This window comes from Sphingomonas sp. UBA978 (genome assembly GCF_002292295.1).
GTDB lineage: Bacteria > Pseudomonadota > Alphaproteobacteria > Sphingomonadales > Sphingomonadaceae > Sphingomonas.
This window is the reverse complement of the sequence record NZ_DBBS01000020.1, coordinates 500314-519224: the sequence shown is the minus strand read 5'-3', so window position 1 is coordinate 519224 and position 18911 is coordinate 500314. Positions and strand designations below refer to the sequence as shown.

Genomic DNA, 18911 nt, shown 5'->3' with positions numbered 1-18911 from the left:
ATCATCACATCAGACAGGGGGGGGAGAGACGCCTCAGCCGCGCCCCACGTCACGCGCCAGAGCGACGAATTCGGCGACGCTGACCGTCTCTGCCCGCCGCGTCGCATCCACCCCGATCCGCGCCAAGGCGTCGAGCGCGCCCGGCACGCCCTTCAGGCTTTGGCGCAGCATCTTGCGCCGTTGCCCGAAGGCGGCGGCAGTGATCCGTTCAAGCACCCGCACGTCAACGCCTTCCGGCGCGTCGCCCGGCACGATGTGGACGACCGCCGACATCACCTTGGGCGGCGGCGTGAAGGCCGAGCGGTGCACCGGCATCGCGATCCGGGCCGAAGATCGCCACTGGCTGAGCACCGCCAGTCGGCCATAGGCATCGTCGCCGGCCGAGGCCACGATCCGATCCGCGACCTCCTTCTGGAACATCAGCGTGCAGGACTGCCACCACGGCTGCCATGACGACGTCAGCCAGCCGACGAGCAGCGCGGTGCCGACGTTGTAGGGCAGGTTCGACACGATATGCGGCCGCCCCGCGAATAGCGCCGGGGCATCGACCGCGAGCGCATCGCCCTCGATGACATGGAGCTTGCCCGGATAGGCGTCACCCAGCTCCGCCAGCGCCGGGATGCAGCGCCGGTCGCGTTCGATCGCGGTCACCTGCGCGCCCGCCGCCAGCAGCGCGCGGGTCAGCCCGCCCGGACCCGGTCCCACCTCCAGCACCTCGGCGTCGTGGAGGTCGCCCGGCACCGCCGCGATCCGCGCCAGCAGCTGCCCGTCGAACAGGAAGTTCTGCCCCAGTGCCTTGCTGGCGTTGAGGCCGTGTTTCGCGATCACCTCGCGCAGCGGCGGCAGCGCGCCGCCTACGGGCGCCACGCTCATGCGCCGGCGCGGCGATCCGCCGCCTGACCCGCCATCGCGATCGCCGCGATCATCGCGCCGGGGTGGGCGCGATCCTGCCCGGCGATGCCGAAAGCGGTGCCGTGGTCGGGCGACGTGCGCACGATCGGCAGGCCCAGCGTGATGTTGACGCCTTCGTCGAAGTGCAGCGTCTTGATCGGAACGAGCGCCTGATCGTGATAGCAGCACAGCACCGCATCATAGCCCGCCCGCGCCCGGGCATGGAACAGCGTGTCGGCAGCGAAGGGGCCGGTCGCGTCGATGCCCTCGACGCGCAGCTGCGCGATCGCGGGCGCGATCAGGTCGATCTCCTCACGGCCGATCGCACCGCCCTCGCCGGCGTGCGGGTTGAGGCCGGCGAAGGCGAGGCGCGGCGCAGCGATGCCGAAGTCGCGGCGCAGGCCAAGCGCGGTTGCGCGGCCCTTCGCGACGATCAGCTCGATCGACAGCAGCGACGACACCTGTGCCAGCGGTACGTGCGCGGTGATCGGCACCACGCGCAGCGATGGCCCCGCGAGCATCATCACCGCATCCTCGGCCGCCACGCCGCAGCGTTCGGCGACGAATTCGGTCTGCCCGGGCTGGTTGAAGCCGATGCCATACAGCTGCGCCTTCGACACCGGTCCGGTCACCAGCGCACGGGCCGCACCCGAACGCACGAGGTCGATCGACCGCTCGAGCGCCTGCAACGCCGCGCGTGCGCCGTGGATGTCAGGCTCGCCGGGCGTCACCGCACCGGCCTCCGTCACGCTGAGGACGGGGAGGGCGCGGTCGAACACCGCGCTCGCGTCATCGAGGCTGTCGACCGCCTCGACCGGCCCGCTCCATACCCGCGTCACCGCGCCGATATCGCCAACCAAAGCGAAGGGCGGCAGACTGCGCAGCATCCGCACCGCCCAGCTCTTGGCGATGATCTCGGGACCGATCCCGGCGGGATCGCCCATCGGGATCGCGAGCGGGGCGGCGAGCGTCATGTCAGCGATACTCGATCACCGCATCGCGGCGCAGATCGCGCAGCTTGCTCTGTGCGCGCAGGTTGACGCGCTGCTGCTCGAGCTGTCCCTGGATCTGCGCGGCGCCCGGCACCGCCGATTGCTGCGGGTCGTCGCGGCCGCACAGCACCAGCGCGCGGACGCCCTCCGTCGGCGAACCGAACGGCGGGGTCGACTGGCCGACCTGCAGCTTCACCATGATCTCCTGCAGCGGCACCGGCAGGTCGCGGATGCGGATCGAATCGTTGTCGACCACCTCGGCGTTGATCGTCGCGGCAACCTTTTCCACCGTGCCACAGCCCTGGATCGACTGGACCGTCTTGGCGAAGGTCGCGGCGCGCGCCTGTGCCTGCGCCTGCGTCGTGCCGGCGGGGAACTGCACGGTCAGCTGCTTCAGGCTGAGCTTGGCGTCGCGCGGATCGGCGGCACCGATGGTGCGCTTGTCGGTCAGGTACAGGATCGAAAAGCCGCCCGGCGTCTCGATCGGGCCGGCGACCTGGCCGACCTGCATCTGCGTCGCCGCATCGGCGAGCGGCTGCGGCAGCGTCACCAGCCGGATCCAGCCGAGATCGCCACCGACGCCGCGCGTCGAGGCTTCCGAATAGTTGCGCGCGAACAGTTCGAAAGGCTGCTGCGCCTTCTGGATCTCCCCGATGATCTGCTTGGCCTTGGCGAACACCTCCGCCCGGTTCCCGTCATTGGCACTCAGGTAGATCTCGCGGAGGTTGTATTCCTCGGTGCCGCGCGACGCCTCGATCCGCTTCTGGATCGCGGTGACCTCCTCCTCGCCGACGTTGACGAACGGCTCGATCTTCTTGCGCAGATAGCGGCTCCAGACCAGCTCGCCTTCGATCGCGCGACGCAGCGACCGTTCGGACGATCCCGCCTTGCGCAGCGCGACGCGCAGCTGCGGCACGGTCATGTTGAAGCGCTTGGCAAGACCTGCCTCGCTCTGGTCGAGCTCGGCCGCCGAGATCGCGACGTCGGCGGTCTTGGCTTCCTGAATCTGCAGCGTCTCGTCGATCAGCTGGCGCAGGATCTGAAGCTTGAACTCGTCCATCTGCTCGGGCGCCGGCGCACGGCCGCCGTTGTTGAAGACGGTGAGCGCCAGCCGCTGGTCAACGTCGGTGCCGGTGATGACGGTGTCGTTGACGATCGCCGTCGGCTTGCGGACGTTCGGGTCGAGTTTGCCGAAGATCTGGAGGTTGGCGGGGATGTTGAGGTTGGTTTCCGGGACCTGGTTGTCGCGCACCGTTTGCGCCACCGCACCGGTGCCGAATGCCGCCAGCGCGACCCAGCCCGACAGGCGTGCGATGCGGGCGTTGCGTCGAATATTGTGCGTCACGTTGTTCCGTTACCCCAAAGCTCGGGCGCGCACGACGGAGCGCCCTCTTGTCCCGGTCTTGCCCCGATCCAGCTGAACTGCGGCTTAGCGACCGAGATTGGTCAACGCCAGCGTCAACAGGAAGCTGTTGCCCGAGCGCGCGTCGCCGGTGTCCTGGTAATCGCGCCGCCACGTCGCACCCAGCCGGATGCAATCGTCCTCATATTGCACGCCCAGCCGGTGACGGATCGGATCGAACCCGTCCGACAGCGACAGCGGATCCTCGCTGCGGTCGGTAAGGTCGAACACAGCGGAGCCGAACACCGACCAGAAGCGCGCGAACTGCACCCGCCCGGCGACGCGCGCCTCCTCGCGATCCTGCAGATCCTCGAAGGCGGGGAAGATGTTGCGGTTGAGCCGGAGATAACCCGCCAGGATATAGGTGGAGCGCGATCCGACCGTGGCGTCGATCTCGTTACGGCGAACCGCGAACCCGTCCTTGTCGAGGCGATAGCGGTGGGTGAGGGAGACGAAGTCGCGCACCCGCAGCGTCGTGCGGCCGACGAAATCGGAAAAGCGATCGCTCAGCCCGGTGCCGTCGGGCAGGATCGTCGGCCGTGTCGACAGGCGATAGCTCTGGCCGATCACCGTATCCAGCGTCATGCCCGGCAGCGCCAGCGCCCATTCGGCGCCATAAGTGACGCGGCTGCTGTCCTCGAACCGGTCGTAGCCGGCGAAGCGATTGAGCGCGAACAGGTTCGAATCCTCAAGGTCGACCGCGCGCGCATCCTCGTTCGGCACGTCGAGGTTGGCGATCTTCGGCGAGGCGACGACCTGCACCCGCGGGGTCAGCCGCTGTGTCCCACCCAGAAACTGCCCGATGAAGGGCCATTTGACGTCGGCCGCCAGCGCGCCGATCGCGCGCGCCTGGAACCCGTCGTTGCCGCGATAGCTGACGATCGAGGTCAGCAGCGAATCGTTCGTGTTATAGGCGTCGGCGCGGCCATAGGCGGTCAGCGTCACCTCCTGCCCCCAGTTGGTCAGGCGGCGCAGGTCCCATTGTCCCGCCACGAAGGCGCGCTGCGTATCCTGACCCGCCGTCCGGGTGATCGCCAGCGTGTTCGCCTGCAGTTGCAGCTTGCCGCCGCCGAGGTCGATCCGCTTGCGGAAATCGAGCTGGGGCAGGGCGATCGGCTGGTTGCCCTGCGGATCGTTGACCCGCAGCGTCTGCACGTACCAGCCGGTCAGCGCGAAATAGGTGTTGGGATCGATCCGCTCCAGCGCCGCGGTCGTGCGCAGCCGGTCGTCGCGCGAGATGTCGTAGCGGCGCAGGAAGGTGCGGTCGCTGGCGATGCGGGCCGATCCGCTGATGCTCCAATAGGGCGACAGCTGATAGCGTGCGATACCGTCGATATAGCCGCGGAAGGCGCGTTCGGTGTCGGTCGGCGTGATCGTGTTGAGGTCGTCGCTGCGCCGGCTCTCGGTGCCATAGGCGGTGACCCGGAACGCGCCATGCGTGCCGAGCGCCTCGTACCGCGCCTCCATCATCGGCAGCACGCGGGTGAAGACGTGCGGGGTCAGCGTCAGCCCCTTGTTAGGCGCCAGCCGGAAATAATACGGCGTCACGAATTCCAGCCCGTTGACCCGGTCGAGCTGGAAATCGGGTGCGAGCAATCCGCTCTCCGATCCCTTGCCGACCGGCATCGAAAAGGCGGGCAGCGGCAGCGCGGGCAGGCCGAACAGGTGGAACTGCCCGCCGCCGAAAAACACGCGCTCGCGTTCGGGGCGATAGGTGATGCGCACCGCCGTGATCTTCCACGACGGTTCCTTGGGGCAGCCGTCCGACGTTGACACCGCGCACGGCGTATAGGCGGCCTTGTCGAGCTGCATCGTCCCGTCGGGCAGGCGCGTGCCGCGCTCCGCCGCCATCCGCCCGCCCTGTTCGAGCACGACAAGCATGTTGTCGACCATGCCGTCCTTCAGCGAATCGGTCAGCTCGATCGAATCGCCGTAGGCGACGTCGCCCTGCGGGTTGGTCACCGCGATATTGCCGGTCGCGACGACTTGGCCGGTCTTGCGGTTCCACACGACCTTGTCCGCGCGCAGGCGGTCGCCCTGCCGGAACATGCGGACCTCGCTCAGCGCGGTGACGACATCGGTATTGGTGTCATATTCCAGACTGCCGGCGCTGAACTGCACCTGATCCTCGGCCGCCGGGGCGGTGCTCGCCGGATCGCTTGCCGCGGGCGGCGCCACCGGGCGGTTCTGCAGATCCTGCGCCGCGGCCGGCGTCGCGAACAAAACCGCAGCAATCGCCGTCGCTGACGCACAGCCGGCCAGAAGGTCGAAACGCAACACGATGATTCGAACACCCTTTCGGCGTGACCGGTGCCGCCCTGAACGGCACCCCACTCATCCCGCCTATCGCATCACCGGCGCGCCGCCGCAATCGTTGTGCTTCGGGCCCCGGAACCCTAGATCGCTGGCCTGTCTTTCAGTTCAGGAAGTCCCGTTTCATGCACATCGCCTTTTCCCCCACCGCCGCCACCGCGCCCGCGATCCTCGCGCTGCCGGTGGAAAAGGATCTCGCCGGCCGTGCCGGCTGGCCGGGCGTCGGGGAACAGCATCAGGCGCTGGCGAGCGCAGCCGCCCGTGCCGCCCGCTTCGACGGCGAAGCTGGGGCGATCGTTGAACTGTTCCTCGCCGAAGGCGACGGCACGTCGCACGTGCTGCTGGTCGGTGTCGGCGCCGGCAGCGAGGCGGATTGGGAGAAGGCGGGCGGCGCGCTGGTCGCGAAGCTGCTGCGGTCGGGGGCGACCGAACTCACCGCCGATCTGTCCGCGGCCAGCCCGACGCCGAAGGCCGCGGCACGCTTCGCCGCTGCCGCCGCCCAGCGTGCGTGGCGGTACGACCAGTATCGCACGACGTTGCCCGAGAAGCAGAAGGCAACGCTCGCCTCGTTCACCATCGTCGGCGCACCCGAGGGTGCTGATGCGGCATGGGTCGATCAGGACGCGCTGACCAAGGGGCTGGAGCTGACCCGCAACCTCGTCGCCGCGCCGCCCAACATTCTTTATCCAGAGAGCTTCGTCGAACAGGTCCGCAAGGACGTCGAGGGCCTCGGGCTTGAGATCGTCGTCGTCGACGAGGCGGAGATGGCCCGCCACGGCATGGGCGCGCTGCTCGGCGTCAGCCAGGGTTCGGTGCGCGAGGCGCGCATCCTCGCGCTCAAGTGGAACGGGGCGGGCGAGGGCGATCCCTCGCTGGCGCTGGTCGGCAAGGGCGTCACCTTCGACACCGGCGGTATCTCGCTGAAGCCGGGCGCGGGTATGGAGGACATGAAGTGGGACATGGGCGGCGCCGGTGCCGTCGCCGGCACGATGAAGGCGCTCGCCGGCCGCAAGGCGAAGGTCAACGTCGTCGGCGTCATGGGCCTGGTCGAGAACATGCCCGACGGCAATGCGCAGCGCCCGGGTGACGTGGTGACGTCGATGTCCGGCCAGACGATCGAGATCCTCAACACCGATGCCGAGGGCCGGCTGGTGCTCGCCGACGCGATCACCTGGACGCAGAAGACGTTCCGGCCGAAGACGATCATCGACCTCGCCACGCTGACCGGCGCGATGATCGTCAGCCTCGGCAACGAATATGGCGGCCTGTTCGCGAACGACGACGCGCTCGCCGACAAGCTGCTCGCCGCGGGCCTCGCGACCGGCGACAAATTGTGGCGCTTCCCGCTGTCGGATACCTACAACAAGCTGATCGACAGCCCGATCGCCGACATGAAGAACGTCGGTCCGCGTGGCGCCGGCTCGATTACCGCGGCGCAGTTCATCCAGCGCTACGTCGATGCGGGCGTGCAATGGGCCCACCTCGACATCGCCGGCATGGTGTGGAGCGACAAGCCGGGCGCCACCTATGACAAGGGCGCGACGGGCTATGGCGTCAAGCTGCTCGACCGCGTCATCGCCGAGCATTTCGAGGGCTGACGGCCACTGGAGTCGACCGGCATGGCGCGCTACCATGGTGCCATGCAGGTCGACTTCTATCATCTCACCGCCACCCCGCTCGATCGCGCGCTGCCGCAAATCGCGGCGAAGGTGGTGGAGAGCGGTGCGCGCCTGCTGATCGTCAGCGCCCGCGACGATCAGCGCGCGGACCTCGATCGCCTGTTGTGGACCTATCGCGCCGACAGCTTTCTGCCGCACGCGCAGGCCGGCACCGGTGACGACACGTCGCAGCCGATCCTCATCGCCCCGGACGTGCGCCCGGCCAATCAGGCCCGGCACGTCGCACTGGTCGACGGCGAATGGCGCGACGAAGCGCTCGATTTCGACCGTGCCTTCCATTTCTTCGAGGACAGCCACATCCAGCCCGCGCGTCAGGCATGGCGCGACCTCGGCGCACGCGAGGGCGTCGAGCGCCGCTACTGGAAGCAGAATGACGCCGGCCGCTGGGAGCAGGCGGCCTGAGCGCACCGCGCCGTCCGAACCGGTTGCAAAGCCAGCCACCCCCGACTAGGGCGGCGCCACTTCAAAACCTGCCACAAAACCACAGGAGCCCGTGACCATCATGGCCGCGAACCGTACCTTTTCGATCATCAAGCCCGATGCCACCCGCCGCAACCTGACCGGTGCGGTCACCAAGATGCTGGAGGAGGCCGGCCTGCGCGTCGTCGCTTCGAAGCGCATCCAGATGACCCGCGACCAGGCCGAGGGCTTCTATGACGTCCACCGCGAGCGTCCCTTCTTCAACGACCTCGTCGAATTCATGATCTCGGGTCCGGTCGTCGTGCAGGTGCTCGAGGGCGAGAATGCGATGCAGCGCAACCGCGACATTATGGGCGCCACCAATCCGGCGAACGCCGAGCCCGGCACGATCCGCAAGGAACTCGCCGAATCGATCGAGGCGAACACCGTGCACGGTTCGGATTCGGACGAGAATGCCGAGATCGAGATCGCCTATTTCTTCCAGCCGAACGAAATCGTCGGCTGATGACCAAGTGGCGGCTGCGGCGTGCGTCCCCTGCGGATGCGCCCGCGGTCGCGCTGGTGGCGGGGGCGAGCTTCCTCGGCACCTTTGCGGGCATATTGGACGGCGCCGACATCGTCGCGCACGTCACCCGCAACAGCTCGGCCGCGCAATTCGCCGCCTGGAGCGTCGACCCCGACAGCGTCGTCACGCTCGCCGAACATCCCGATGGTGGAGCGCCTGTCGGCTATACGCTGCTGACGGATCCGGAATTCCCGATCCCCGTCGGAGCGGACGATATCGAATTGCGCCGTATCTATACGCTGCCGCTGGCGCAGGGCACCGGTCTCGGCAAGCTGCTGATGACACGGGCGATCGACGATGCCCGCGCGATGGGGCGGAACCGGTTGCTGCTCGGCGTACTTGGCCGCAATGCCCGCGCGAGGGCGTTCTACGAGCGGCAAGGCTTTGCGATCGCCGGCCGCCGCCAATATCGGGTCGGCGCAACGCTGTGCGACGACTTAATCTACGCCCTCCCGCTATAGGCGATGTCCCTCCCTCCGCCGGAGAGAGGGACACGATAGCGGTTATGCCGCCGGCTTGAACGTGCCGTCGTCGTCCATGACGTGCAGCACGCCGTCGGCGATCGCGAAATAGGCGCCGCGCAGCTTCAGCGAACCCGCCTCGACCCGCTCGGCGACGAACGGGAAGGTCATGAGGTTTTTGAGGCTGACACGCACCGCCTCATGCTCCATCTCGGTCTTCGCCTCGGGGCTGTCGCCGAACTCCGCCTTCACCTTGTCGCGTGCCTCGTCGAGCAGGCCGACCCAGTCGGAGATGAACCCGCCCGCGCCATGCTCGGCATTGGCGAATCCGCCGGACAGCGCCGCCGCGCAACCGCCGCACGAGCCGTGGCCGAGCACGACGACTTCCGGCACCTCGAGCTGCGTCACCGCGAACTCGATCGCCGCCGAGACGCCGTGATAGCCCTTCGACGTCTCATAGGGCGGCACCAGATTGGCGACGTTGCGCACCGCGAAGATCTCGCCCGGGGCGACGTCGAAGATCTGCATCGGGTCGACGCGGCTGTCCGAACAGGCGATCACCATGACCTTGGGGCTCTGGCCACGGCCGAGCTCTTCCCAGCGCTCGCGCTGTTCGATCCAGCTCTGCTCGCGGAACCGGCCATAGCCCTTAACCATGTCGGAAAAATCGGTCATGCGTCCTCCAGAATCGTGTCGATTTGGGTGCATAACGCATGTCGGCGATGGAGGTGCCGGCTGATGTCGGCGCGAAAAGCTTTCTCACAAAACTCATGACGGTTGTTCACAATAGGGGGAATCGCTATCTCGCGCCCATGAACGAGATGACGCCGCTCGCCCGCCCCGAACGCCTGCGCAAGCCCGACTGGATTCGCGTGAAGGCGCCGACCAGCGCCGGCTTCGCCGCGACGCGCGAGCTGATGCGGTCGAAAAGCCTGACGACCGTCTGCGAGGAAGCGGCCTGTCCGAACATCGGCGAATGCTGGTCGAAGAAGCATGCGACCGTCATGATCCTCGGCGACACCTGCACCCGTGCCTGCGCCTTCTGCAACGTCAAGACGGGCATGCCGCGCGCGGTCGACCCGATGGAGCCCAACAATGTTGCCGACGCCGCGGCGCAGATGGGGTTGGAGCATATCGTCGTCACCTCGGTCGATCGCGACGATCTGCCTGACGGCGGCGCGAAGCAGTTCGTCAAGGTGATCGAGGCGATCCGCCGCTCCAACCCGCGCACGACGATCGAGATCCTGACCCCCGATTTCCGCAACAAGCATGAGGCCGCGGTCGAGGCGATCGTCGCGGCGCGGCCCGACGTCTACAACCACAATCTCGAAACCGTGCCGCGGCTCTATCCGACGATCCGTCCCGGCGCGCGCTATTATGCGTCGATCCGGTTGCTGGAGAGCGTCAAGAAGCTCGATCCGTCGATCTTCACCAAGTCCGGCGTGATGCTGGGTCTCGGCGAACAGCGGCTCGAGGTGCATCAGGTGATGGACGACATGCGCTCGGCCGACATCGATTTCCTGACGATGGGCCAGTATCTCCAGCCGACGCCGCGCCATGCGAAGGTCGAGGAATTCGTCACGCCCAAGGCGTTCGACAGCTATGCCGCGATCGCGCGCGCGAAGGGCTTCCTGCTGGTCGCATCCTCGCCACTGACCCGGTCGAGCTATCATGCCGGCGACGATTTCGCGAAGATGCGCGCCAACCGCGAGGCGAAGCTCGGCAAGGCGCAGGACGTCCGTGCCTAAGCACGCCGAAACGCGCCATCTGCCCTATACGCCGGAGCAGATGTTCGAAATGGTCGCGGACGTGAAGCGCTATCCGGAGTTCCTGCCCTGGGTCAGCGCGATGCGCGTGCGCCAGGACAGCGACACCGCGACGCTCGCCGACATGATCGTCGGCTTCAAGGGGCTGCGCGAAACCTTCACGTCGAAGGTGGAGAAGGTGCGACCCGATCACATCCACGTCGAATATATCGACGGGCCGCTTAAATATCTGCACAACGACTGGCGCTTCCGCAGCGAGGAGGGCGGCTGCGCGGTCGATTTCACGGTCGATTTCCAGTTCAAGAACCGGATGTTCGAGATGCTGGCGGGCCAGGTGTTTGGCGTGGCGCTACGCCGAATGATCGGCGCGTTCGAGGATCGCGCGAAGGTGCTTTACGGCAGCAGCAGTTCCAGCGCGACCAGCGCCGCCTGAAGGCGGATGCCGCCGCGTCCGAGGTCGCCGAACATCTTGCGATCGGCATGGACGTCCGACGGATCGCCGCCCTTTTCGGCGCGCGCGAACACGACGGTGCCGACGGGCTTCTTCTCCGATCCGCCACCCGGTCCGGCGATCCCGGTGATCGCGACGGCGACATCGGCACCGCTATTGGCGAGCGCGCCCTGCGCCATGCTCCACGCCACCGCGATCGAGACGGCACCGAAGGTTTCCAGCACGTCGGAATTGACCTTGAGCAGCTTCATCTTGGCTTCGTTCGAATAGGTGACGAAGCCAGCACCGAAGACGTCGGACGATCCGGGGATTTCGGTGATCGCCGCCGCGACGAGGCCGCCGGTGCAGCTTTCGGCAAGCGCGATTGTCCGCCCGGCGGCACGGTTCGCCTCGACGACATGCGCGGCGGCGGCGAGCAGTTCGGGCGGCAGCAGCGTATCGGTCATCGCGCCGCTTCCGCACATAGCGGCAGGTCGGGGACGTTGATCGCCTTGCCCTTCGCCTTCTCCGCCTTGAAATAGCGCAATGTGGTGACGATCACGCCGGCGGTGTTCGCGGGCGGCAGCGGCGCGAGCTGCGTCACGAACCGGTCGATCGTGCCGCAATCGGCCGGGTTGATCCGCCCGACCAGCACCGGCGCGAGCGCTGCGGTCAGCAGGGGCCGTGCGAATTCGGACTGGAGCAGCGAATCGATCATCGGGTCGGACAGTTTGACGATCGCCGCCCGCGCATTCGGCCAAGCGCGGTCGGCGGCATCCTGATATTTCGCGAGGAAATCGCTGTCGGTCCGCCGCAGCAGGCTGCTCGCCGGAAGCCGCGTCGCGCAGACGATGCCGGTCTGCTGGACGATATCGGGCAACGCAACCAACGTCATCGCCTCCGCCTCAAGCGTCGTAATGCACCGCGTCTGCGCCTGCGCAGGGCTGGCGAGCAGCGCGACGGCGGCGACGAGCGCCCTCATCGCGGCAGGCTCACGGTCGCGACCGCCTGTGCGGCGATGCCTTCGCCGCGACCGGTGAAGCCCAGCCGCTCGGTCGTCGTCGCCTTGATGCTCACCCGGTCCGCGCTTAGCCCCAGCAAATCGCCGATCCGCGCGCGCATCGCCTCGCGATGCGGTCCGATCTTCGGTGCCTCGCAGATCAGGGTCAGGTCGACGAAGTCGATCCGCCCGCCCTTGTCAGCGATTAGCCCGGCGGCATGCTGCAGGAATTGGGCGGAATCGGCGCCCTTCCACTGCGGATCGCTCGGCGGAAAGTGCGTGCCGATATCGCCCGCCGCGATCGTGCCGAGCAACGCATCGGTCAGCGCATGCAGGCCGACATCGGCGTCGCTATGCCCCGACAATCCCTTGTCGTGCGGGATCAGCACGCCGCCCAGCCACAATTCCTCGCCGGCCTCCAGCCGGTGGACGTCGAAACCGGACGCGCTGCGCGTCTCCCATGCCACTCTGGCTTCCGCCGCGGCAAAATCGTCGGGATGCGTGACTTTATCGAGCATCGTATCGCCCTGCACCAAAGCGATCGTCCCGCCAAGCCGTCGCACCATCTGCGCGTCGTCGGTCGCCTCTTCGCCCGCCGGCCAGCCGTCATGCGCCGCCCGCAGCGCGCCGAGCCGGAACCCCTGCGGCGTCTGCACGCGCGACAGGCCATCGCGCGGTACGACTGTGCCGTCCCGCACCAGCGTATCGGCGACGGTGAGCACCGGCATCGCGCCGTCATCCGTCTCGAGCGCCGCCAGCACTCGGTCTAGGACGCCTGCGGGCACGAACGGCCGGGCGGCGTCGTGGACTAGGACGCGATCGGCCACGATCGCCGCCAGCCCCCGCGCCACCGACTCGCGCCGCGTGCGCCCCCCGATTACCGTCCGCACCGGCCCAAGCGCCGCCATCGCCAGTTCCTCGGCACCGGCGGCGATGACCACCACCACCTCGTCCACCGCCGGATGACCGGCAAAGGCGGCATAAGCATGCGCGATCAGTGGTTTGCCGGCCACATAAGCATATTGTTTGGGAACCGCGCCGCCAGCGCGCGAGCCGGAGCCCGCCGCCACGATCAGCGCCACCGTGCGTGGTCGATCCATCATCGCCGCCGCCTAGCGCAGCCATGCCAACCTTGCCAGAGCGGCGAGAAGCGGGTAGGTGGCTGCTCAATTTTCAGGCAGATCATGGCTCACCTCACGCCCATCCAGATCGGTCCCGTGCGGATCGACAGCCCCGTCGTGCTGGCACCGATGACCGGCGTCACCGACATGCCGTTCCGTACGCTCGTGCGCCGCTACGGCTCGGGCCTTAACGTCACCGAGATGATCGCCAGCCAGGCGGCGATCCGCGAGACGCGCCAGTCGATCCAGAAGGCCGCATGGCATCTGTCCGAAGAGCCGGTGTCGATGCAGCTGGTCGGCTGCACGCCCTATGAGATGGCGGAGGCAGCGAAGCTCGCCGAGGATCGCGGCGCGGCGATCATCGACATCAACATGGGCTGTCCGGTGCGCAAGGTGACCAACGGCGACGCCGGATCGGCGCTGATGCGCGACCTCAAGCTCGCCGCGCAGCTGGTCGACAGTGTGGTGAAGGCGGTGAAGGCCCCCGTGACGCTCAAAATGCGGATGGGCTGGGACCTCGACAGCCTCAACGCCCCGGAATTGTCGCGCATCGCGCAGGACCTCGGCGTCCGGCTCATCACCGTTCACGGCCGCACCCGCAACCAGATGTACAAAGGAAGCGCCGACTGGCGCTTCATCCGTACCGTCAAGGACGCGGTCAATATCCCGGTGATCGCCAACGGCGACATCTGCACGATCGAGGACGCGGTCGCCGCGCTCGACCAGTCGGGCGCGGACGGCATCATGATCGGGCGCGGCGCCTATGGCCGGCCCTGGGTGCTCGGCCAGGTGATGGACTATCTCGCAACCGGCACGCGCCGGCCCGATCCGTCGCTCGACGAGCAATATCGCGTGATCGTCGAACATTATGACGCGATGCTCGACCATTATGGCGACGTCACCGGCGTCAACATGGCGCGCAAGCATATCGGTTGGTATACCAAGGGGCTGACCGGTTCGGCCGAGTTCCGTAATGCCGTGAACCAGCAGCCGGACGCGCGGACGGTCAAGCGCATGCTCGCCGACTTCTACGCGCCGTACTGCGACCAGCCGCCCGTCCAGCAAGCCGCCTGACCGCAGCATGGCCGGTCGTCCGGGGTTCGCCGAGCTGTTCGCCGCGCTGCCCGTCGCGGTCGTCGTGGTCAATCCCGACGATCGCATCGCGCACGCCAACGCGCTGGCGGAGCAATTGCTCAACCTGTCGGAGCGGGTGATGCTGGGCCAGCCGCTGGCCGCGATCCTGCCGCCGCCCGCCGCGGGCGACCGGCGCGAAGGGCAGGGGATGGCCTTTTACGATACCGAGATCGCGACGCCGCACGGCCCCAAGATCCGCGTGGATTTCGTCGAGGCGGTGGTGCCCGACCATCCCGGCTGGCGCGCGATCACGCTGCACACCGCCGCCAGCACGCGCGGGCTCGGCCCCAGCGCGCGGGGGGCGAGCGCGCGCGCCGCGAGCGGGGCCGCGGCGATGCTGGCGCATGAGATCAAGAACCCGCTGTCGGGCATCCGCGGTGCCGCGCAGTTGCTCGGTGCGGGCGAGCTGACCACGCTGATCGTCACCGAGGTCGATCGCATCGCCGCGCTGATCGACCGGATGCAGGACTTCAGCGACACCCGCCCGCTGGAGGTCGCGCCCGAGAATATCTATCCGCTGATCGGCCATGCCCGGCGGCTGGCGCTCGCCGGCTTTGCCCGCGGCGTCGCGATCGAGGAGCGGTTCGACCCGTCGCTGCCCCCCGCGGCGATCAACCGCGACGCACTGCTCCAGATCCTCATCAACCTGCTCAAGAACGCGCGCGAAGCGGCGCGACTGGAACGCAATCCCCGCATTCTCATCACCACCGCCTATCGTCACGGCATGTCCGTCGCCGCCGCGCCCGGCAAGCCGCGGGTGCCGCTGCCGATCGAGATCTGCGTGATCGACAACGGCCCCGGCGCCCCTGCCGACATCGTCGATCACCTGTTCGACCCGTTCGTCTCTGGACGGCCGGAGGGGCAGGGGCTCGGCCTGGCGCTGGTCGACAAGCTGATGCGCGACATGGGCGGCATCGTTCAGTACGCGCGCGAAGGAAGCCCCGAAATGACGATCCTGCGCCTGTTGCTGCCGCGGGCGGCCGTCGCATGACCCGTATCCTGGTCGTCGACGACGACGCCGCGATCCGGACCGTCGTCGCGCAGGCGCTGCGCCGGGCGGGCCACGAGGTGCAGACCGCGGAGACGCTCCAGCAGCTCGACCGCGCGCTGGCGACGCGGGTGCCGGACGTGCTCGTCACCGACGTGATCCTGCCCGACGGCGACGGCATCGAACGCGTGAAGGAGATCGGCCAGCGCCTGCCGCAGCTGCCGATCATCATCCTGTCCGCGCAGAACACGCTGACCACCGCGGTCCGCGCGGCGGAGGTCGGCGCCTATGAATATCTGCCCAAGCCGTTCGATCTCGACGATCTGACCCGCGCGGTCACCGGCGCGCTGGCGCGCGGCGCCGTCATGCCGCAACCGGAAGCGGGGGAGGACCCGGCGCTGCCGCTGATCGGCCGCTCGCCGGCGATGCAGGACGTCTACCGCATCATCGCGCGCGTGCTGTCCAACGACCTTACCGTGCTGATCTCGGGCGAATCGGGGACCGGCAAGGAGCTGGTCGCCCGCGCGATCCACGATCTCGGCGCGCGCCGCGCGGCGCCGTTCGTCGCGATCAACATGGCCGCGATCCCGCGCGAACTGATCGAGGCCGAACTGTTCGGCCACGAGCGCGGCGCCTTCACGGGCGCGGCGGTGCGTAACGCCGGGCGGTTCGAACAGGCGGCCGGCGGCACCCTGTTCCTCGACGAGATCGGCGACATGCCGATGGAGGCGCAGACGCGGCTGCTCCGCGTGCTCCAGTCGGGCGAGTTCACCACGGTCGGCGGCGCCCGCCCGCTGCGCGCCGACGTCCGCGTCGTCGCCGCCACCAATCGCGATCTGACGCAGCAGGTCGGCTCCGGCCAGTTCCGCGAGGACCTGTTCTATCGGCTCAACGTCGTGCCCATCGCGCTGCCCGCACTGCGCGAACGGCGGCAGGACATTCCGCTGCTCGCCCGGCATTTCCTCGAAAGCGCTGCGTCGCAGGGCCTGCCGCGGCGCCAGCTGAGCGACGAAGCCCAGGCCTCGCTCGCTGCGCACGACTGGCCGGGCAACGTCCGCGAGCTCGAAAATCTCATGCGCCGTCTCGCCGTGCTCGCCCGCGACGAACTGATCGACGCGCCGACGATCCGCGACCTGCTCGGCGCCCCCGGCACCGCGGGCGGGGAGGCGGCGGATCCCGGCATCGCCGAAGCCGTCCACCATCTCGTCGAACGGATCGCCCGCGAGCGTCCCGATGCGCTGGAGGACGGCAGCCTCTACGACCGCGTCATCGGCGAGGTCGAACGGCCGCTGATCGAGACGATGCTCGCCCGCCACGGCGGCAACCAGCTGCGCGCCGCGCGCGCTCTGGGGCTCAATCGCAACACCTTGCGCAAGCGGCTCGACACGCTGGGGATCAGCGCCCGCGGCGACGATTGACCGCCGCATAGGACAGGGCACTCGTCCGACCGTGACCACAAACCATCGCCAACGGCGAATTATGTGGTTTCCGTGCAACAATCCGCGTTGTACGTAAGCCGCAATGAACGCGGGACCAACGCCCGATCTGACGGACACTCCACCGGAACGCCGGCTGCGCATCACGCCCGCGGTGGAAGCGTTCGTGGTGGCGTTGGCCATCGGCATCGCCGCGACCACCTATTTCATCATCGCCGGCAGCAACCGGCCGCAGGTACCGCTGTCGCCGCCGACGATCGCAGCGCTGCTGGTCGCGAATCTCGTTCCCGGCATCGCCCTGTTGATGCTGGTCGGTCGCCGCATCGCGCGCCGCCGCGCCGCGGCATCGCTGGTCGGGGGGGAGGGCGTGCTTCACGTCCGGCTGGTGGCGATCTTCTCGATCATCGCCGCCGTCCCGGCGCTGCTGGTGACGATCTTCGCGTCGCTGCTGTTCCAGATCGGGACGGAATTCTGGTCGTCCGACCGTGCCAGCGGGATGCTGGAGAATGCGCGGACGCTCGTCGGCGAGAATTACCAGCGCGAGGCCGATCGGGTCGTTGCGCAGGTACAGGCGATGAGCGGCGACCTGTCCGCCGAGCTGCGCATCCATGCGGTCGACAGCAAGGTCTTCCAGCAGGTGCTGCTCGTCCAGACCTACCGGCGCGAACAGTCGGAGGGCATGATAATCCGGCGCGGCGAGGCAGATCCATTGATCGTCCTCAACCCCTATGACCGGCCGCTGCAGAACATCGTCACGCCCGCGATGGAGCGCGCGCTCGATGCGGGCCGATCCTATGTCCTCGTCCGCAGCGGCGATCGGATCGGCGCGGTCGTTCCGCTCGCTTATGGCAAGGGCGCCTATCTCTATTCGGCGCGCATCTTTGATCCGCAACTCGCCAGCCAGATCCGGCGTGGCGATGCGATCATCCGCGACTATCAGAGCCTGCAAAGCCGTTCGCGCGCGCTCCAGTTGAAGTTCAATGCGGCGCTGTTGCTCGTATCGCTGTTGATCGTCGCGATCGCGGTCTGGGCAGCGCTGGCGGTGGCCGATCGCCTCGTCCGCCCGGTCACAGAACTCGTCCATGCCGCACGCAAGGTGGCGACGGGCGATCTCACCGCGCGCGTCCCCGACCCGCGCCGCAAGGATGAGGTCGGCACGCTTGCCAACGCCTTCAACCAGATGACCGGACGGCTGCAGGAGCAGACGAGCGCGCTGGTCACCGCCAACGATCAGCTCGACAACCGCCGCGCGTTGATCGAGGCGGTGATGGCGGGCGTCTCCGCGGGCGTCATCGCGGTCGCGGAGGACGGCACGGTCCGGATCGCCAACCGCTCGGCGACCGAACTGATCGGATCGGGCGACGACGGGCTGGTCGGCCGGCCGCTGACCTCGGTCGCGCCCGAACTCGCCGACCTCGTCCAGGGGCGCGAGCGTGAGGCGATCGTGCAGGTCGTCCGCAACGGCGAGCCGCGGACGCTCGCGGTGCGAATCGCTCGCACCGATTCCGGCCCGATCCTCACCTTCGACGATATCACCCAGCAGCTGCTCGACCAGCGCCGCGCCGCATGGTCCGACGTCGCGCGCCGGATCGCGCATGAGATCAAGAATCCGCTCACCCCGATCCAGCTTGCCGCCGAACGTCTCCAGCGCCGCTACGGCAGCAAGGTCGACGCCGACGACACGACGTTCGCACGCCTGACCGACACGATCGTCCGTCAGGTCGGCGACCTGCGCCGCATGGTCGACGAATTCTCGTCCTTCGCCCGCATGCCCAAACCGGTGTTTCGCGAGGAATCGCTCGTCGAGATCGCGCGCCAGTCGCTCTTCCTGCACGAGGTCGCGCATCCCGGGACGCGCTTCGAGCTCGACCATACGATCCCGGCACCGACGCTGGTGTGCGACCGCCGCCAGCTCAGCCAGGCGTTCACCAACATCGTCAAGAATGCGGTCGAGGCGATCGAAAGCAAGGGCAGCGAAGGCGGATCGGTCACCATGACCGTGCGCGAGGACGGCGACGTGACGGTCGTGGAGGTCGCCGACACCGGCGTCGGCCTGCCGCCCGACCGCGACCGGATCGTCGAACCCTATATGACGACGCGGGCGAGGGGGACCGGCCTCGGCCTCGCCATCGTCAAGAAGATCGTCGAGGATCATCACGGCGTCATGACCTTCGCCGACCGCGACGGTGGCGGCACCGTGGTGCGTATGACCTTCGACGCCGCCGCGCTCGCCGCCCTCGACCAGGGCGCCGCGGCACCCGAGCCTGCCGAAGACGGCCAGCTCGCAGCACTCACACGCAATCGGAATTAGAA

Annotated in this window: 18 protein-coding genes; 10 read left to right on the top strand and 8 right to left on the bottom strand. The window is 68.1% G+C overall.

Annotation, left to right across the window (positions count from 1 at the left end):
- Nucleotides 1-33: 33 nt before the first annotated feature.
- From rsmA to B2515_RS14895, 4 genes are all read right to left on the bottom strand, one after another.
- Complete coding sequence (gene rsmA, locus B2515_RS14910; protein WP_293877595.1) at nucleotides 34-873, bottom strand: 16S rRNA (adenine(1518)-N(6)/adenine(1519)-N(6))-dimethyltransferase RsmA; 840 nt, start codon at nucleotides 871-873, stop codon at nucleotides 34-36.
- Nucleotides 870-1865, bottom strand: a complete 996-nt coding sequence (gene pdxA / locus B2515_RS14905) for a 4-hydroxythreonine-4-phosphate dehydrogenase PdxA (protein ID WP_293877594.1) — start codon at nucleotides 1863-1865, stop codon at nucleotides 870-872. The genes rsmA and pdxA overlap by 4 nt, the downstream gene beginning before the upstream one ends.
- A 1-nt stretch (nucleotide 1866) precedes the next feature.
- Entirely contained in the window at nucleotides 1867-3228 is a 1362-nt protein-coding gene (locus tag B2515_RS14900) for a peptidylprolyl isomerase (RefSeq protein ID WP_293877592.1), read from the bottom strand.
- 84 nt (nucleotides 3229-3312) lie between these two features.
- Complete coding sequence (locus B2515_RS14895) at nucleotides 3313-5565, bottom strand: LPS-assembly protein LptD (RefSeq protein WP_293877590.1); 2253 nt, start codon at nucleotides 5563-5565, stop codon at nucleotides 3313-3315.
- A gap of 158 nt (nucleotides 5566-5723) precedes the next feature.
- On the opposite strand from B2515_RS14895, the gene B2515_RS14890 reads away from it, so the two are divergent.
- The 4 genes from B2515_RS14890 to B2515_RS14875 all read left to right on the top strand — a co-directional run bounded on the left by B2515_RS14890 (nucleotide 5724) and on the right by B2515_RS14875 (nucleotide 8723).
- Complete coding sequence (locus tag B2515_RS14890; RefSeq protein WP_293877588.1) at nucleotides 5724-7196, top strand: leucyl aminopeptidase; 1473 nt, start codon at nucleotides 5724-5726, stop codon at nucleotides 7194-7196.
- 42 nt (nucleotides 7197-7238) lie between these two features.
- A complete protein-coding gene (locus tag B2515_RS14885) occupies nucleotides 7239-7679 on the top strand; it encodes a DNA polymerase III subunit chi (protein ID WP_293877671.1) in 441 nt (146 codons plus the stop codon).
- 100 nt (nucleotides 7680-7779) lie between these two features.
- The gene (gene ndk, locus B2515_RS14880; RefSeq protein WP_293877669.1) at nucleotides 7780-8202 is read left to right on the top strand and encodes a nucleoside-diphosphate kinase; all 423 of its coding nucleotides are present in this window, start codon (nucleotides 7780-7782) and stop codon (nucleotides 8200-8202) included.
- Complete coding sequence (locus B2515_RS14875; RefSeq protein ID WP_293877586.1) at nucleotides 8202-8723, top strand: GNAT family N-acetyltransferase; 522 nt, start codon at nucleotides 8202-8204, stop codon at nucleotides 8721-8723. Before ndk ends, B2515_RS14875 begins: the two co-directional genes overlap by 1 nt.
- Nucleotides 8724-8765: 42 nt before the next feature.
- Here B2515_RS14875 and B2515_RS14870 read toward each other — a convergent pair whose 3' ends face one another.
- Entirely contained in the window at nucleotides 8766-9398 is a 633-nt protein-coding gene (locus B2515_RS14870; protein ID WP_293877584.1) for a carbonic anhydrase, read from the bottom strand.
- A gap of 137 nt (nucleotides 9399-9535) precedes the next feature.
- Here B2515_RS14870 and lipA point away from each other — a divergent pair, with 137 nt between their 5' ends.
- Entirely contained in the window at nucleotides 9536-10471 is a 936-nt protein-coding gene (gene lipA / locus B2515_RS14865; RefSeq protein ID WP_293877582.1) for a lipoyl synthase, read from the top strand.
- Nucleotides 10464-10922 carry a type II toxin-antitoxin system RatA family toxin gene (locus B2515_RS14860; RefSeq protein WP_293877580.1) on the top strand — a complete coding sequence of 153 codons (459 nt, stop codon included), beginning with the start codon at nucleotides 10464-10466 and terminating at the stop codon, nucleotides 10920-10922. The genes lipA and B2515_RS14860 overlap by 8 nt, the downstream gene beginning before the upstream one ends.
- Here B2515_RS14860 and B2515_RS14855 read toward each other — a convergent pair.
- The 3 genes from B2515_RS14855 to B2515_RS14845 are packed head-to-tail and all read right to left on the bottom strand — an operon-like array spanning nucleotide 10883 to nucleotide 13022.
- Nucleotides 10883-11386 (bottom strand): CinA family protein, encoded by a 504-nt coding sequence (locus B2515_RS14855; RefSeq protein ID WP_293877578.1) that lies wholly within the window; start codon nucleotides 11384-11386, stop codon nucleotides 10883-10885. The genes B2515_RS14860 and B2515_RS14855 overlap by 40 nt on opposite strands.
- Nucleotides 11383-11901, bottom strand: coding sequence for a hypothetical protein (locus B2515_RS14850; protein WP_293877576.1), 519 nt, complete (start codon nucleotides 11899-11901; stop codon nucleotides 11383-11385). Before B2515_RS14850 ends, B2515_RS14855 begins: the two co-directional genes overlap by 4 nt.
- Nucleotides 11898-13022 (bottom strand): bifunctional 2-C-methyl-D-erythritol 4-phosphate cytidylyltransferase/2-C-methyl-D-erythritol 2,4-cyclodiphosphate synthase, encoded by a 1125-nt coding sequence (locus B2515_RS14845; RefSeq protein ID WP_293877574.1) that lies wholly within the window; start codon nucleotides 13020-13022, stop codon nucleotides 11898-11900. Before B2515_RS14845 ends, B2515_RS14850 begins: the two co-directional genes overlap by 4 nt.
- Before the next feature lie 81 nt (nucleotides 13023-13103).
- On the opposite strand from B2515_RS14845, the gene dusB reads away from it, so the two are divergent.
- The 4 genes from dusB (at nucleotide 13104) to B2515_RS14825 (ending at nucleotide 18909) form a co-directional block, all read left to right on the top strand.
- Nucleotides 13104-14114, top strand: coding sequence for a tRNA dihydrouridine synthase DusB (gene dusB / locus B2515_RS14840; RefSeq protein WP_293877572.1), 1011 nt, complete (start codon nucleotides 13104-13106; stop codon nucleotides 14112-14114).
- Nucleotides 14115-14121: 7 nt separating this feature from the next.
- On the top strand, nucleotides 14122-15165 hold the full coding sequence (locus tag B2515_RS14835) for a two-component system sensor histidine kinase NtrB (RefSeq protein ID WP_293877570.1): 1044 nt from the start codon (nucleotides 14122-14124) through the stop codon (nucleotides 15163-15165).
- Entirely contained in the window at nucleotides 15162-16580 is a 1419-nt protein-coding gene (gene ntrC / locus B2515_RS14830) for a nitrogen regulation protein NR(I) (RefSeq protein ID WP_293877568.1), read from the top strand. Before B2515_RS14835 ends, ntrC begins: the two co-directional genes overlap by 4 nt.
- A gap of 103 nt (nucleotides 16581-16683) precedes the next feature.
- Complete coding sequence (locus B2515_RS14825) at nucleotides 16684-18909, top strand: sensor histidine kinase (protein WP_293877566.1); 2226 nt, start codon at nucleotides 16684-16686, stop codon at nucleotides 18907-18909.
- Nucleotides 18910-18911 lie beyond the last annotated feature (2 nt).

Excerpts from the sequence above, each read along its gene's own strand:
- rsmA (WP_293877595.1), bottom strand. The coding sequence starts at position 873 with ATGAGCGTGGCGCCCGTAGGCGGCGCGCTGCCGCCGCTGCGCGAGGTG.
- pdxA (WP_293877594.1), bottom strand. The coding sequence starts at position 1,865 with ATGACGCTCGCCGCCCCGCTCGCGATCCCGATGGGCGATCCCGCCGGG.
- B2515_RS14890 (WP_293877588.1), top strand. The coding sequence starts at position 5,724 with ATGCACATCGCCTTTTCCCCCACCGCCGCCACCGCGCCCGCGATCCTC.
- B2515_RS14885 (WP_293877671.1), top strand. The coding sequence starts at position 7,239 with ATGCAGGTCGACTTCTATCATCTCACCGCCACCCCGCTCGATCGCGCG.
- ndk (WP_293877669.1), top strand. The coding sequence starts at position 7,780 with ATGGCCGCGAACCGTACCTTTTCGATCATCAAGCCCGATGCCACCCGC.
- B2515_RS14875 (WP_293877586.1), top strand. The coding sequence starts at position 8,202 with ATGACCAAGTGGCGGCTGCGGCGTGCGTCCCCTGCGGATGCGCCCGCG.
- B2515_RS14870 (WP_293877584.1), bottom strand. The coding sequence starts at position 9,398 with ATGACCGATTTTTCCGACATGGTTAAGGGCTATGGCCGGTTCCGCGAG.
- lipA (WP_293877582.1), top strand. The coding sequence starts at position 9,536 with ATGAACGAGATGACGCCGCTCGCCCGCCCCGAACGCCTGCGCAAGCCC.
- B2515_RS14855 (WP_293877578.1), bottom strand. The coding sequence starts at position 11,386 with ATGACCGATACGCTGCTGCCGCCCGAACTGCTCGCCGCCGCCGCGCAT.
- B2515_RS14850 (WP_293877576.1), bottom strand. The coding sequence starts at position 11,901 with ATGAGGGCGCTCGTCGCCGCCGTCGCGCTGCTCGCCAGCCCTGCGCAG.
- B2515_RS14845 (WP_293877574.1), bottom strand. The coding sequence starts at position 13,022 with ATGATGGATCGACCACGCACGGTGGCGCTGATCGTGGCGGCGGGCTCC.
- dusB (WP_293877572.1), top strand. The coding sequence starts at position 13,104 with ATGGCTCACCTCACGCCCATCCAGATCGGTCCCGTGCGGATCGACAGC.
- B2515_RS14835 (WP_293877570.1), top strand. The coding sequence starts at position 14,122 with ATGGCCGGTCGTCCGGGGTTCGCCGAGCTGTTCGCCGCGCTGCCCGTC.
- ntrC (WP_293877568.1), top strand. The coding sequence starts at position 15,162 with ATGACCCGTATCCTGGTCGTCGACGACGACGCCGCGATCCGGACCGTC.
- B2515_RS14825 (WP_293877566.1), top strand. The coding sequence starts at position 16,684 with ATGAACGCGGGACCAACGCCCGATCTGACGGACACTCCACCGGAACGC.